Here is a 14,687-nt window from a genome sequence, read left to right on the forward strand (position 1 = left end):
TTTACAGCATTTTATATTTATTGATTGTTTATTTAAAAAACAAATGTGTTATGGAAAGAAAAATTACCCAAAAATTCCATAAAGAATTGATAGTACTATACTGTCTCTTCTTTTTTAGCATTGCAAAGGCTCAAACCCGAATTTCTTATCAAGGATTTGACAGCAAACCAGAAGATACTTGGAGTTATACTTCAACGTTAAATTCTGGAACCATCCAAACCAACACAAGTACTTTTGTTTCTAGTCCAAACTCGTTACGATTTGGAGGTTCAAACAGTTCTACGCCTGATGATCCTAATATTAGTTTTACTAATGTTGACATCAGTAGTTTCTCTAATGTTTATGTATCTCTTCATTTTTCATCTAACGGATCTCCGGATGATAATGATGATTTGTATTTAGATGTTTCATACAACAACGGAGCTTCATATACAACTTCAGTAAAACTAATTGATGGAAAAAACAGTACAACATCAGACGTTTACGCATTTAATCATGTGGCAAGTGCAGGTAATACTGTAGGCTCTCCTTACACTTTTGCTATTCCAAATGGCAATACACAAGTAAAAATCAGAATTCGATTTGATGAATTAAACGGTACAAGTAATACTTCTGATTACTATTTTATAGACAATGTTAGTTTGTATGGAAATCAAGCAGGAAATCATCTAGAAGTTCTTGGATTAAACAATACAAATATTGCTCATAATTCATCTGCTTCCTCAATTAATGGAACTGATTTTGGAGAAACTCAAATTGTTTCAGATCCTGTAATTAGAACGTTCACAATAAAAAATATCGGAACTAACACCATCAACTTAACTGGAACTCCTTTGGTTCAAATCATCGGAAGTTCAGATTTTACAGTTATTCAAAATCCTAGCAGTTCCATCAATACGAATAACTCAAGTACTTTTAAAATAAAATTTAATCCAAGTTCTATTGGAACTAAAACAGCACAAGTATCCGTTGCAAGTAATAGTGATGATGTGAGTCCGTTTTTATTTGACATAACTGGAAAAGGAATTCAAACTTTTTACGATAGTGACAACGATGGAATTTTTGACAATGTAGACATAGACGATGACAATGACGGAATTAGAGATGATATTGAAGAATCTAATTGTAATTCTTTAAACGGAAATAAAGTAAATTATAAATTCCTTAACGAAACTTTTGGTGCTGGGGGTCGTACAACCATCAACACTACCTATGATGCGTATACCTCATATTGTTATGAAGACGGATCTGCAGGTGTAAACACCCCAGAATGTCCCGATTTAAGTACAACCGACTTAAATGACGGGAAATATACCATTGGTCCAACACCTGATGGCACTGCTTCTTGGGTTAATACGTATTGGTACAAGGGTGGTGATCATACTGGAAATCCAAACGGAAGAATGGCAATTTTTAATGCATCTTATACACCAGGTATTTTTTACACTGCTTCTATTACAGGCGCACTTCCAAACATTCCTATTACCTACAGTTTTTGGGTTTTAAATATAGATAGAACAGATGCTGCTGGAATTGCAACTCGATTAAGACCTGATGTGCGAGTAGAATTTCGCGATATGAGTAATAACCTAATTACTTACATTGAAACTGGAGACATTCCTCCTACTTCACCAGCAGGTGATTGGCAACATTTTACTGCAGATATTAACTTAAATGTAAGTGCATTCCAAGTAATTTTTATTAATAATGAAACAGGAGGAATGGGAAATGATTTGGCCTTAGATGACATCTTAATTACTCAAACTTTATGTGATTTAGATGGAGATAATATTGCCGATGTATTTGATTTAGATTCCGATAACGACGGAATTCCAGATGTAGTTGAAGTTGGCTTAGGCAATTTATCAGATGGAAAAGCTTATTTGTACCAATGGGTAGACGTAAACCAAAATGGTATGCATGATGTAGCGGAATCTCACATTGTTCCTGATAATGATGGCGATGGCGCTCCTAATTACTTAGATTTAGACAGTGATAACGATAGTGTTTTTGACGTAGATGAATCTTGGGCTGGAAACATAAATGCTTATGCTGGTTATGAAAATGGAGATGGCGACATTAATGGAGATGGCGCAGGAGATGGTCCAGAATCTGAAACTTTTAGAAATAAAGACACGAATGGAGATGGTAATTTAGAAGGCTTTGGCGACGGAATCTTAGATATTTATGATTATGCTTTTAATATTTATGGAAATGACAACCAAGGTACAAATGTAGCCCCTTTTTCATATTACGTTAAAGATACCGATGGAGATGGAATTCCAGACTATCTAGATGTAATGTCAAACGGTGTAACTTTTGACATTTCGCACACTCTTTACGCTAGTTTGGACGCTAACAACGATGGAATTATTGACGGAACTACCGATTCAGATGGTGACGGAATTTTAGACGCTTTTGATACAAATAACGCTGTTTTTGGTTCTCCAAGAGATTTAGAACGAAAACTATTCATCTCTTTTGATGGCAGAAACGATTATGCAACTGACAACAACATTATAACCAATTGGTCAAATGCTTCTCTGATGGCTTGGATTAATATTAACCCTGCATTTTCTTCTGAAGGAATTGTGGTGGGTCAAGATAAATTTTACATAAAAATTAATAATTCAAAAGAAGTAGAAGTAGTTGCTAACGGAACAACTTTAAGTAACAATTTGGCACTAAATTCGGCACAATGGATACATGTTGGAGCGGTTTATGATGGTTCAAACGAACTACTGAAATTATTCGTAAATGGCGAAATGATTGCAAGTACTTCTGTTTCCGGAACTATTTCGGATACTTCCCTTTTTACCATTGGAAAAAATTCAATTACAAATACCCAGTTTTTCAAAGGAAAAATTGATGAAGTGCGCTTGTTTAATGTTGCGTTAACGGATTCGCAATTCCAAAAAATGGTATATCAAGAAATTCAAGACAATAGTAGCCAAACGCGTGGAGCCATTATTCCAAAGGACATTCCAAGTTTACCATGGATTAATCTTGTTCGCTACTACAGAATGGACAATTATAAAGATGATGTAATTGATAATCACACTACCTCAACAATTGATACAGCTCCAGGAGCTAGAATCTATAATGTAAAAACGATTGCCGTTCAAGAAGCGCCAATGCCATTTGTAACAGAGCAAACTGGCGATTTTCCAACAGCTGTAAACTCAATTCAGAAAGAAATTCGCGGATTAGATATTGCCGATTACGATTGGTCAATTGTTCATGTAAAACATAACATTAATTCAAACATAAATCATATTGATTTAGGAATGATTGTCGATTCAAATGTATTAATTGATGTTGTAAATGACACCAAACTGCAAAATGATTGGTATTTAAAATTAGATGGAAAAATCGATTTACATGATTATTCACAGTTGCTACAAACTACAGACAGTGATTTAGATCCTACAAGTATTGGTACCATAGAAAAAGATCAAAAAGGAACCGGAAATTTATACAATTATAATTATTGGTCATCTCCAGTAAGTTCAGTTGCTAGTTCTACAAATAACAACACTGGTTTTACAGTTGGTAGTGTGCTTCGCGATGGAACAAATGCAGCAAATCCACAAAACATTTCATGGACAACAGGATTAAATGGCGTTGCAAATCCACTCAGATTAGCAAGATATTGGCTGTACAAGTTTACTAATTTAACATCAGAATATGCCAATTGGCAACAAATCAACGAAAACACAGTACTTCAATCTGGGCAAGCTTACACCATGAAAGGAAGCGGAATTGTTGCTCCGCCAAACATTCAACTACAAAATTATGTTTTTACCGGAAAACCAAATAATGGTTTAATCAATCATAACGGAATTCAAATCGGGATTAATAACATTAACTTAGTTGGAAATCCTTATCCATCTGCGTTAGATGCTAATGAATTCATCGGTGATAATTTAAATTCAATTACAGGGACTTTATATTTTTGGGAACATTATGCATCAAACAATACTCATGTTTTATCTGGTTATCAAGGTGGTTACGCAGCTCGCAATTTAGTGGGTGGCGTTCCACCAGTTTCACCAGCATTGATTAGCGGCTTAGGTTCCAGCACTAGAATTCCAGGCAGATATATTCCTGTAGCACAAGGATATTTTGTTAAAGGAAATTCGAATGGAGGACAAATAACTTTTCAAAACAGTCAAAGAAAATTTGTGAAAGAAACCAGTACATCTTCAAATGAAATGTTCAGAAATAATAATGAGAAAACAAATCCACAAAATAGTAACGAAGAAGAAATTCCTGATAATTATACAAGATTGAGATTAGGCTATACAGGAAGTACTAATTTTCATCGCCAACTTTTGATTGGTTTTATGAATGAAAATGCTAATGATGAATACAATTTAGGATATGATGGCGAAATCATAGATCTTCAACCTGATGATGTTTATTTTCAAACTGGAAACTACAAATTAGTGATACAAGGTGTTGGCTACTTTTATTCTAATGCTATTTATCCATTGACTGTAAAATCAAGTCAATCAGGAACCGTAACTTTCATGATTGATGGATTGGAAAATTTTGATTTAAATCAACCTATTTACATTCATGACAATACAAATGATAGCTACAATGACATTCGAACATCAAATTTTACTGTAGTTCTTCCTGCAGGTGAAATTAATGATAGATTTTCATTGCGATTTTCAAATCAAACATTATCAAACAATGAATTTGAAAACAGTCAAAATATGGTATTCTTTAATTCTGAAAGCCATCAATTAGAAATCATAAACCCAAAAAATACTGAAATTGAAGAAGCTACTTTATTTTCAATTTTAGGACAAAAAATCAATAATTGGAAAGTAAATAGTTCAGAAAACAATATCAAATTATCAGTTAAAAATGTTGCTAACGGAATTTATATTGTGAAAATAAAAACTAATGATAATAAATACTTAAGTCAAAAAATTATCATTAGGTAGTGAACAACTACATTTTTTTCTACTCTTAAAACGGGTGCTTTCAAATTTGAAAGTATCCGTTTACTTATTATTATAAACAATTAAACTTTAAAATAATCTCCAAGTTTCTTTCCAATCCAATAAGCCATCCCAATTCCTAAAATCAAAATCCAAAGATTCATAAAAATATAAAACGTGTAAACAATTGGATATTCAGTTGAATTAAAGCAGTAATTATCAATCAAAAAACAAAATTGAGTAGTTTCTTTAGAAAATAACGACAACGCAAAACTCATTAAAAAAGTAATTCCCAAAGCCGACAAAATATAAACCACGTTTTTATTCATCGGTTTTTTGCCTGTTGGAGCAAACACATTTCTTTCCGCTTCAGTACGTTTGTTGTTCTGAAGTGACCAAATTACTTTTTTAGCTTCGTCGTCTACATTCATATTTTATTTAACCGCAAAGTCGCAAAGTTTTTCGCAAGGTTCGCAAAGTTATTTTTAAGATTATTCTAATTTCTCAAATCTGCGTTCCTTATCCAGATTTGAGAAATTTTCTATACAAAGTTCGGTGTTTAATTATTGTAATAACGTAACTAATGTTGCAAAGTCCACTTTTTGTTGTTCACCAGTAACTAAGTTTTTTAAACCAAATTCTTCACGTTCCATTTCCGATTCCCCTACAATTACTGCAAATGGGATTCCCCTTCTATCAGCGTGTTTAAATTGTTTGTCAATTTTTGCTTTATCCGGATATAACTCAACCTTGATTCCTTTTTGACGTAATTTTCCGATGGCTTTCATCGCATACAAGGCTTCTTTATCTCCGAAATTTAAGAACAACGCTTTTGATGTAGCTAAAACAGCTTCTGGAAACAAACCAACTTCTTCCATTACCAAAGCAATTCGGTCTAAACCAAATGAAATTCCTACACCTGACATATTTTTCAATCCAAAAATTCCAGTCAAGTCATCATAACGACCACCGCCACCAATTGAACCCATTGCTACTCCTTTTGGAGCTGCAACTTCAAAAATGGCTCCTGTGTAATAATTTAAACCACGTGCTAACGTCACATCTAAATCCAAAAAAGCGGTTTGCAAACCTAAAGTCGTAACGTTATCACAAATAAATTGCAACTCGTTAACGCCTTTCATTCCTTCTTCAGAATTCGCTAATAATTGTGCTAATTTTTCTATTTTCTCATTAATCGTTCCCGTAAAATTGAACAACGGTTGTACTTTCTCAATAGCCGTTTCCGAAATGCCTTTTTCTAACATTTCTTTTTTCACGCCGTCCTCGCCTATTTTGTCTAATTTATCTAACGCTACCGTAAAATCAATCAATTTATCCGAAGCACCAATTACCTCAGCTATTCCAGATAATATTTTGCGATTGTTAATTTTAATGGTAACGCCACCTAAACCTAACTGACTAAAAACCGAGTCATACAATTGCACCAACTCCACTTCTTGCCAAAGTGAATTCGAACCCACCACATCAGCATCACATTGATAAAACTCTCTAAAACGTCCTTTTTGAGGTCTATCGGCACGCCAAACGGGTTGAATTTGGTAACGCTTAAATGGAAACTCAATTTCATTTTGGTGTTGTACCACATAACGCGCAAAAGGAACAGTTAAATCGTAGCGAAGCGCTTTTTCGGAGATATGACTTGTTAATTTCAAACTATCTCTATTTTCTAATAAAGTAGCATCCGCTTTAGCCAAGTAATCCCCCGAATTCAAAATCTTAAAAATCAGTCGATCGCCTTCTTCACCATATTTCCCCATTAAGGTTTCGGAATTTTCAAACGAAGGCGTTTCAATAGGTTGAAAGCCAAATTTCTCAAAATTGGTTTTTATCGTACTGAAAATATAATTGCGTTTCGCCACTTCTGCTGGTGAAAAATCTCGGGTTCCTTTTGGTATGCTTGGTTTTTGTGCCATTTTTGTAATGTGTCAATTTGAAAATGTGTCAATAAGACGTTTCTAATTTTTGTAGTGCAAATATCGGATATATTCGGCAGTATAAAAAATCTATTTTTGGTTTTAAACACATAGACACATAGTTTAAATTTAAACTAAAAAGGCATTATATTTCACATCAAAACACATAGCCTTTGTGAGCTATGAAAAGTGAAACACCTAAAATTATACACAATCCAAATCTAATGTGTCTATGTGTTTAAAAAAATCACGACAATATTGTAACATTTTACGCTTACTTAAGTCTTATAGTCATGGTAGGATTATTTAAGGAAAATACAAAAATTGCGCTTGATTCCATTAGAAGTCAGGCTTTGCGTACTTCATTAACAGTAATGATTATTGCTATTGGAATTTGGGCTTTAGTGGGTGTATTAACATTGGTAAATGCCCTTGAAAATTCTTTACTAAGCAATTTTGCTTCTATGGGAGCCAATACTTTTTCTATAAGTCAATATGATTATTCGTCTGAGATTAATCAAAATGATGCAGAACAAAAAATCAATCCGATTATCAGTTATCCAGAAGCAAAATCGTTTCAAAACAAATATGATTTTCCGTTTACCAATACTTCATTGTCATTTACTGCAGGTTCCGCTATTGAAGTAAAATATGGCGAAAAGAAAACAGATCCTGAGATTAATGTAGTTGGAATAGATGAAAATTTCTGCCCAATTAAAGGTCTAGAAGTAGTAAAAGGTCGAAATTTTAATTCGTTTGACATTGAAAACAATCATTATGTATGCATTTTAGGTTCAGATTTTGAAAAAGGTCTATTTGCTAATTTAAATCCTATCGACAAAACTATTTCCATCCGTGGGGCAAAATTTAAAGTCATTGGAGTTTTAAAAGAAAAAGGATCTACCTTTGGAAATAGTCAAGATTTGAGAGTTCTAATTCCTATACAAGTGGCGCGCTCCTTATTTTCGGCACCTAACATCAACTATAATTTAGATATTATTGTAGACAATGAAGCCTTATTAGATGAAGCGGTTGATGACGCGATTATCACCATGCGAAGCGTTAGAAAACTAAATCCAATAGAAAAAGAAAACTTTGGAATTGAAAGAAGTGATGATTTAAGACGTACTTTACTTGAAGAAGTAGAATTTTTGAGTTGGATGGCATGGATTATAGGACTTTTAACCGTGTTTGGATCTACAATAGCCTTAACAAATATCATGCTTGTTTCGGTAACAGAACGTACTAGAGAAATTGGGGTTCGAAAATCTTTAGGAGCCAAAAGATCAACAATTGGATGGCAATTCTTAACTGAAACTTTTGTAATCAGTCAAATGGGAGGTTTCTTTGGATTGATTTTAGGAATTGTTACGGGATATATGATCGCTTCGTTTTTTAAATTTCCATTTAGCACTCCTTGGTTAGCTATCATTGCTACTGTAGTAACTACTATTTTGGTGACGATTATATCTGGATTAGTTCCAGCACTTAAAGCTGCTAAATTAGATCCTGTGGAAGCGTTGCGATACGAATAAATTTAAACGCAAAGACGCTAAGTTTTTTCGCAAAGTTCGTTAAGAAAATTGTGTGATTAATGTTAAATCGAACACTTAATCATTCTATTATTTCCATACATATCTTTTTTCAATTCGATATTTTTGAAACCTAGATTTTGTAATAACTCAACCGTTTCTTTTCCTAAATATTGATTGATTTCGAAGAATAACAATCCGTTTGGAGACAAGTTTTTCAAAGCCAATTGTGCAATTTTTCTATAAAAAAGTAAGGCATCGGTATCTTCTACAAATAGCGCTAAATGCGGTTCGTAGTCTAATACGTTTTTCTTGATTTCTTCTTTTTCCAAATTACGAACATAAGGCGGATTGGAAACGATGATATTGTAGGATGATGGGTGATGTATGACGGATGATGGAAGTTGAGATAAATCTTCCACTTCTAAAATGTTAGTTTGAATGAAATTCACCTCAACCTTATTTAATTCCGCATTTCTTTTAGCAACTTCTAACGCTTTTTCGGAAACATCAATAGCTGAAACGTTTGCTTCTGGTAAATTAGTTTTTAATGAAATAGGAATACATCCAGTTCCTGTTCCAATGTCGAGAATATTGATGGGTGATGGATGATGGATGATGGATGAATTTAAAATCCATTCTACTAACTCTTCTGTTTCTGGTCTTGGAATTAAAGTGTTTTCATTGACTTCAAATTGCAAACCGTAAAACCAAGCTTCACCTGTTATGTACTGAATGGGTTTCTCTTGTTGTAAATCCGCTAAAATTGTATTCCACTTTTTAACTTCTTCTTCTGAAAGTTCAAAATTCGGATTTAAAGCTACATCTATGCGTTTTAAATTATGCAAATATTCAGTTAAGATGAAAAAGAAACTTTCGATTTCTTGTTCGTCTTGACTATTTTTTAATGAATCGAAAAAGTGGGTTTTAAAATCTTTTAAAAGCATTACATTCCGTATTTTTTTCTTAGAAGTTGGCGAATATCTTTTTCTAATTGCCATGGTGGTAAACCAACAGCTATTCTTCGCTTATCTAAATTTTCAAAATCGTCTATTTTATCTTCCTTTATATTACTATAAATTCCATATTGAAAAATTCCATTAACTCTCAAATTACTATCTATTAAATTACCATATATATCTGCTGGAGCTCTTCCTCTTTTTATCAAATCGAGAAAAATTGGTTTCCAATATTCTGATCTTTTAGTATTAATATGGAAAACTAAAACTGATATATCTGGGTCAAACTCATCGACATCATAATTCCCAGATAAATTCAAAGAATAATTAGGATAGCAATCACACTCTGCGACAATTTTTTTCAACTTCTCATTATTAATACTATCAACAATTTTAGCTCCTTCAGCATCAAATCCGTTAGTTCTTACCCTTTGATCTTCCTTCTTCATGAAGTTTAACTCTTTTCGTAAATCAAAATCAACTCTTTTCGTGTAATCTTGAAAATATTTGTTAGCTTTTTCCTTGATTTTCTTCCATCTTTTAAAAGATTTTAATTCGGTCAAATTCTCATTATTTTCAAGGTAAGTAAACTTTGTTCCAAATCCTTTTAAAGTAAACTCAATATAATCAAATGCTTCTTTATGTTTTCCTAATTTAGTAGCACATTCTGCTAAAATTGTTGGTTCATAAATTCCCATTTGATTCAATAATGGACAATTCTTTTCAGCAGTTTTTAATAAATCATAGGCTTTTTGATAATTCTCCTTCAAATATTCATATTGTGCTTGATAAACAAATTGATAATAATTATTGATATAATCATACTCTTCATTGATTTTCTTCTTTTGCGAAAAACCAACTACAGAAACTAATAATAAAAGTAAAATCTTAATTTTCATAAACTTAATCTTGATATTATAACTTCTTCGTCATCCAAACTTCACAACTATTATGACCCGTATTTCCCATTGGACCACAAATATTTTCAAAACCTATTCGTTTGTATAATTTTTGAGCCGCCGTCATGAAAGATAAGGTTTCTAAATAACAGATTTCAAATCCTTGTGCTTTGGCAAATTCCAAACATTTTTCAATGATTTTCTCCGCATAACCAGTTCCTCTGATTTCGGGAGCAAAATACATTTTTTGCAATTCACATACTGATGCAGCCGCATTTTCTAAAGGAGCAATACCGCAACCACCAACCACTTTCCCATCTTTTTCCACAATATAATAAACAGAACGCGGTTCTTGATATACTTCGTATAACGTATCTAAAATTGGATCGGCATATGCTGTTCCGACTTTTGGTGCATCTAATTCATGAAAAATATCACGAATTACTTTAGCAATCGACTCATTATCTTTTTGTTGTATTTCTCTAATTAACATAGCATTTTTATTGTTGGGTAAAATTACATAAATTAACTTGAGATTGTTTTAAACATATAAGTCATTTAAGTTTTTTTTTACATTTTGGAAAGATTTAAAAAGCTCACAAAAGAAAATTAAAAGCTTATACAAACTTGTTAATTAACTTCTTAAACATTTTCAAACTTATATGACTTATATGTTTATTTTTTACTCTTAAAAATACTACTTTTGTATTATGACGACGCACGAATTTTACATGAAACGCTGTATTGAACTCGCCAAAAATGGTTTGGGAACGACGTATCCGAATCCGTTGGTAGGAAGTGTGATTGTGCATGACGGTAAGATTATTGGCGAAGGTTGGCACAAAAAAGCAGGCGAACCTCATGCGGAAGTCAATGCAGTGAATTCGGTAAAAAACAAATCGTTGTTGAAAGAAGCTACTATTTACGTGAGTTTAGAACCGTGTAGTCACTTCGGAAAAACGCCTCCGTGTTGCGATTTAATTATTGCGAATGAAATTCCGAATGTAGTTGTTGGAACCGTTGACCCTTTTGCAAAAGTGGCTGGAAATGGCATCAAAAAACTAGTTGAAAGTGGCAAAAATGTAACCGTTGGTATTTTAGAAGACGAATGCAACGAACTCAACAAACGCTTTTTTACCTTTCATCAAAAACAAAGACCTTATATTATTTTGAAATGGGCGGAAACAGCTGATGGCTTTATTGCTCCAATTTCAAAAGAAGAAAAAAGTCCTGTTTGGATTACAAATCAATACTCAAGACAATTGGTTCACAAATGGCGTACGGAAGAACAAGCGATTTTAGTTGGAACGAATACCGTTTTAGACGATAATCCGAAATTAGATGCCCGAGATTTTTCAGGAAATAATCCAGTTCGAATTGTGTTGGATAAATCAGGAAAAATTTCTGAAAACTATCACGTTAAAAATAATTCCCAAAAAACAATTTTTATTACGGAAAGCGAAAATTTCATTTCAACTGAAAATTGTATCTATGAAAATGCTATCTTTGATATTCACCTAATTTCTTCAATTTGCGATATTTTGTATAAAAACGACATACAATCCGTTATAATTGAAGGAGGAAGTAAAACGCTGCAATCCTTTATAGATGCGAATTTATGGGATGAAGCACGTGTTTTCAAAGGAGACACAACATTTCAAAACGGCATATTAGCCCCAAATATTTCCGGAAATCCGGTTGCTGGTTTTGACATAATGAATGATGAACTTAAAATTTTCAAGAATTATGATTGAAGCAATTATTTTTGATTTTGGCGATGTATTTATCGATTTGAACAAACAAGCAATTGATTCTGAATTTAGAAAACTAGGCTTAACCGCTTGGCATGATGATTTAGACACTTTGAATAAAAAGTACGAAATTGGAAAAATTGACGAACTTGAATTTATACAAGGTTTTCAAAAACATCTACCAAATGCTGATTTAACAGAAATTAGAGCCGCTTGGAATTCTATTTTAGGTGATTTTCCACTAAAACGTTTGGAGTTTTTGCAAATGATTGCTTCTAAATATCGCTTGTTTCTTTTAAGCAATACCGATCATACTCACATTGAGAAATTTGAACATAAAGAAGGACAAACGTTTGCTCGCGATTTTTATAGTTGTTTTGAAAAAGTTTACTTTTCATACGAAATTGGAATTCGCAAACCAGATGAAAATGCGTTTCGATATATTATTAACAACCATAATTTAAACCCAAAAAAAACATTATTCATCGACGACAAAAAAGAAAATACAGATGTTGCTGAAAAATTAGGGTTTAAGATTTGGAACATTCAACCCGGAGTTGAAGATGTCACCCAACTATTCGATAAAAAAATAATTTAAACCATTGTGATTTATTTACTACTTAGCATTTTATTTAACGCTGTCCTATTTGTTATTATTAAGTTATTCGCCAAATTCAATATTGATGTCTTACAAGCTTTAGTAGTAAATTATTTTGTTGCGTTTTTGGTTGGACTTTTCTTTTTAGATTCGAGTATTGTTCCAACAGAAATTATTACCGAAAACTGGTTTAAAGGAAGTATTTTTTTAGGTTTTGTTTTCATTTCAACTTTTTATGCTACCACGCTAACTTCGCAACGCAACGGACTTTCGGTGGCTTCGGTAGCTTCTAAAATGTCGGTTATAATTCCTATTTCGTTAGGTGTTATTTTATATAATGAAAATCTCAGTTTTATTAAAATTATTGGAATTTTATTAGCCTTGGTTGCTGTTTATTTTACTTCCAAAAAAGAAACTGGAGAAGTGCAACAAGCTTCTAACCTACTCTATCCTATTCTAGTATTCATTGGTGCCGGTACCATTGATGCGAGTTTAAAGTACCTGCAAACTTTTCATGTTCCTTCAAATAAAATTGGTTTGTTTTCGTCTGTAACTTTTTTTTGCGCTTTTAGTGTGGGAATTCTGACTATTTTATTTTTAACTTTTAGAGGAAAAATCCAATTTTCGGGAAGAAATATTTTGGGAGGAATTGTTTTGGGCTTACCCAATTATTTTTCATTGTACTTTTTAGTCAAAATGTTAGAAGCAAAAGCGTTTGAAAGTGCTACTTTATTCACGATTCACAACATTGCTATTGTAATTGTTTCTACCTTTGCAGGCATCCTTTTCTTTAAAGAAAGAATTTCCATGCGAAATGCTTTCGGAATTGGATTAGCACTATTTGCCTTATTTTTAGTTACCTATTAAAATGGATTTTCCAGAAAAAGACACGTATAAAACCATTGCCTCCGCTTCAGAAGAAGTGCTATATAAAGAAAAGAATAGCAAATTCTTTGGCTACGCTTTTCCTGTAACTACTGAAGAAGAAATCAAAGAAATTTTAGAGCGATTGCGAAAAGAACATTTTTCGGCACGTCACTGGTGTTATGCGTATCAAATTGGAACTGAGAAAATTCAATACCGTGCCAATGACGATGGAGAGCCAAATAATAGTGCCGGAATGCCTATTTACGGCCAAATTCAGTCGTTTGAAGTTACGAATGTATTAGTTGTAGTGGTTCGTTATTTTGGCGGCGTAAAACTAGGCGTTGGTGGATTGATTTCCGCTTACAAGATTGCAGCCCAAATGGCATTGGAAAATTCTGAAATTGTAGAGCGAACCATTGACAAACATTTTATTATTTCTTTTGGATATGCCAACATGAATAAAGTGATGCGCATCATCAAAGAAAAAAATCTGCAAATCGTTTCTCAAAAAATGGAAATGGATTGCGAAATCGAAATTGCTACCCGAAAAAAAAATGTCCAAAATCTATTGGACACTTTTGAAAATTTATACGAAATAAAATTAACTGAAATTTAAACTTCTAGAAACGAATTTATCTTCTCCGAAACATAACTTGGAGGCAGCATTGGACGCCCCGTTTTCATATCTACAAATACTAACATTGAGTAACCCGTTGTTAATAACTCATTTGCTTCATTATAGATTTCGTAGTCAAATTCTATCTTCACAGAGGTCTGACTTTTTAATATTGTCTTAACAGTCAACAAGTCGTCGTAACGAGCTGGTTTTTTGTAATTCATTGTTAATGAAACCACAGGAAGCATAACACCGTTTTCTTCCATCCATTTATAAGAAACCCCCAAGTTTCTGAGCCATTCCACGCGTCCCATCTCAAAATACTGTGCATAATTTCCGTGATAAACGACTCCCATTTGGTCTGTTTCCGCATAACGCACACGAACTTGAAATTGATATTCTCTCATATTAAACTACTATTAAATTAATCTTAAAAAATTACTCACAAGGCTTACAATATTTTTTTTTAAAAATCAAGCCTAAAAAAATTTTTTTTACAAAAAATTGTTCACATATTTGCTAACCCAAATCACAAGAACAAAATATCCTTTTGTTCATTTTTGTAACCTATACAAA

12 protein-coding genes are annotated in these 14,687 nt (G+C 32.8%); 6 read left to right on the top strand and 6 right to left on the bottom strand.

Annotation, left to right across the window (positions count from 1 at the left end; all coding sequences use genetic code 11):
* Nucleotides 1-50 precede the first annotated feature (50 nt).
* On the top strand, nt 51-4,958 hold the full coding sequence (locus IM755_RS00060) for a LamG-like jellyroll fold domain-containing protein (protein ID WP_194093062.1): 4,908 nt from the start codon (nt 51-53) through the stop codon (nt 4,956-4,958).
* 80 nt (nt 4,959-5,038) lie between these two features.
* Here the strand turns inward: IM755_RS00060 and IM755_RS00065 are convergent, their stop codons facing one another.
* Together IM755_RS00065 and hisS are read right to left on the bottom strand one after the other, a co-directional pair.
* Complete coding sequence (locus IM755_RS00065) at nt 5,039-5,386, bottom strand: hypothetical protein (RefSeq protein ID WP_194093063.1); 348 nt, start codon at nt 5,384-5,386, stop codon at nt 5,039-5,041.
* Nucleotides 5,387-5,518: 132 nt separating this feature from the next.
* Nucleotides 5,519-6,889 carry a histidine--tRNA ligase gene (gene hisS, locus IM755_RS00070; RefSeq protein WP_194093064.1) on the bottom strand — a complete coding sequence of 457 codons (1,371 nt, stop codon included), beginning with the start codon at nt 6,887-6,889 and terminating at the stop codon, nt 5,519-5,521.
* A 293-nt stretch (nt 6,890-7,182) separates the two neighbouring features.
* On the opposite strand from hisS, the gene IM755_RS00075 reads away from it, so the two are divergent.
* Nucleotides 7,183-8,424, top strand: coding sequence for an ABC transporter permease (locus IM755_RS00075; protein ID WP_194093065.1), 1,242 nt, complete (start codon nt 7,183-7,185; stop codon nt 8,422-8,424).
* A gap of 62 nt (nt 8,425-8,486) precedes the next feature.
* On the opposite strand, the gene prmC is transcribed toward IM755_RS00075, so the two are convergent.
* Genes prmC through IM755_RS00090 form a run of 3 tightly spaced genes read right to left on the bottom strand, consistent with a single transcriptional unit; the run spans nt 8,487 to nt 10,772 of the window.
* Entirely contained in the window at nt 8,487-9,368 is an 882-nt protein-coding gene (prmC, locus tag IM755_RS00080; RefSeq protein ID WP_194094411.1) for a peptide chain release factor N(5)-glutamine methyltransferase, read from the bottom strand.
* Nucleotides 9,368-10,279 carry a hypothetical protein gene (locus IM755_RS00085; protein WP_194093066.1) on the bottom strand — a complete coding sequence of 304 codons (912 nt, stop codon included), beginning with the start codon at nt 10,277-10,279 and terminating at the stop codon, nt 9,368-9,370. The genes prmC and IM755_RS00085 overlap by 1 nt, the downstream gene beginning before the upstream one ends.
* 16 nt (nt 10,280-10,295) lie before the next feature.
* The gene (locus IM755_RS00090; protein WP_194093067.1) at nt 10,296-10,772 is read right to left on the bottom strand and encodes a GNAT family N-acetyltransferase; all 477 of its coding nucleotides are present in this window, start codon (nt 10,770-10,772) and stop codon (nt 10,296-10,298) included.
* 217 nt (nt 10,773-10,989) lie between these two features.
* On the opposite strand from IM755_RS00090, the gene ribD reads away from it, so the two are divergent.
* From ribD to IM755_RS00110, 4 genes are read left to right on the top strand one after another with little or no spacing between them, the layout of a single operon-like run.
* Complete coding sequence (gene ribD, locus IM755_RS00095) at nt 10,990-12,033, top strand: bifunctional diaminohydroxyphosphoribosylaminopyrimidine deaminase/5-amino-6-(5-phosphoribosylamino)uracil reductase RibD (protein ID WP_026724811.1); 1,044 nt, start codon at nt 10,990-10,992, stop codon at nt 12,031-12,033.
* Nucleotides 12,026-12,628 (top strand): HAD family hydrolase, encoded by a 603-nt coding sequence (locus tag IM755_RS00100; protein ID WP_026724812.1) that lies wholly within the window; start codon nt 12,026-12,028, stop codon nt 12,626-12,628. Before ribD ends, IM755_RS00100 begins: the two co-directional genes overlap by 8 nt.
* Before the next feature lie 6 nt (nt 12,629-12,634).
* A complete protein-coding gene (locus IM755_RS00105) occupies nt 12,635-13,495 on the top strand; it encodes an EamA family transporter (RefSeq protein ID WP_194093068.1) in 861 nt (286 codons plus the stop codon).
* Between the two features lies 1 nt (nt 13,496).
* Nucleotides 13,497-14,111: an IMPACT family protein gene (locus tag IM755_RS00110; RefSeq protein WP_194093069.1), complete on the top strand. Its 615-nt coding sequence runs from the start codon at nt 13,497-13,499 to the stop codon at nt 14,109-14,111.
* Here IM755_RS00110 and IM755_RS00115 read toward each other — a convergent pair.
* Nucleotides 14,108-14,518, bottom strand: coding sequence for an acyl-CoA thioesterase (locus IM755_RS00115; protein WP_194093070.1), 411 nt, complete (start codon nt 14,516-14,518; stop codon nt 14,108-14,110). The genes IM755_RS00110 and IM755_RS00115 overlap by 4 nt on opposite strands.
* Nucleotides 14,519-14,687 lie beyond the last annotated feature (169 nt).

It is taken from the genome of Flavobacterium proteolyticum (assembly GCF_015223105.1).
Classification (GTDB): Bacteria; Bacteroidota; Bacteroidia; order Flavobacteriales; family Flavobacteriaceae; genus Flavobacterium; species Flavobacterium proteolyticum.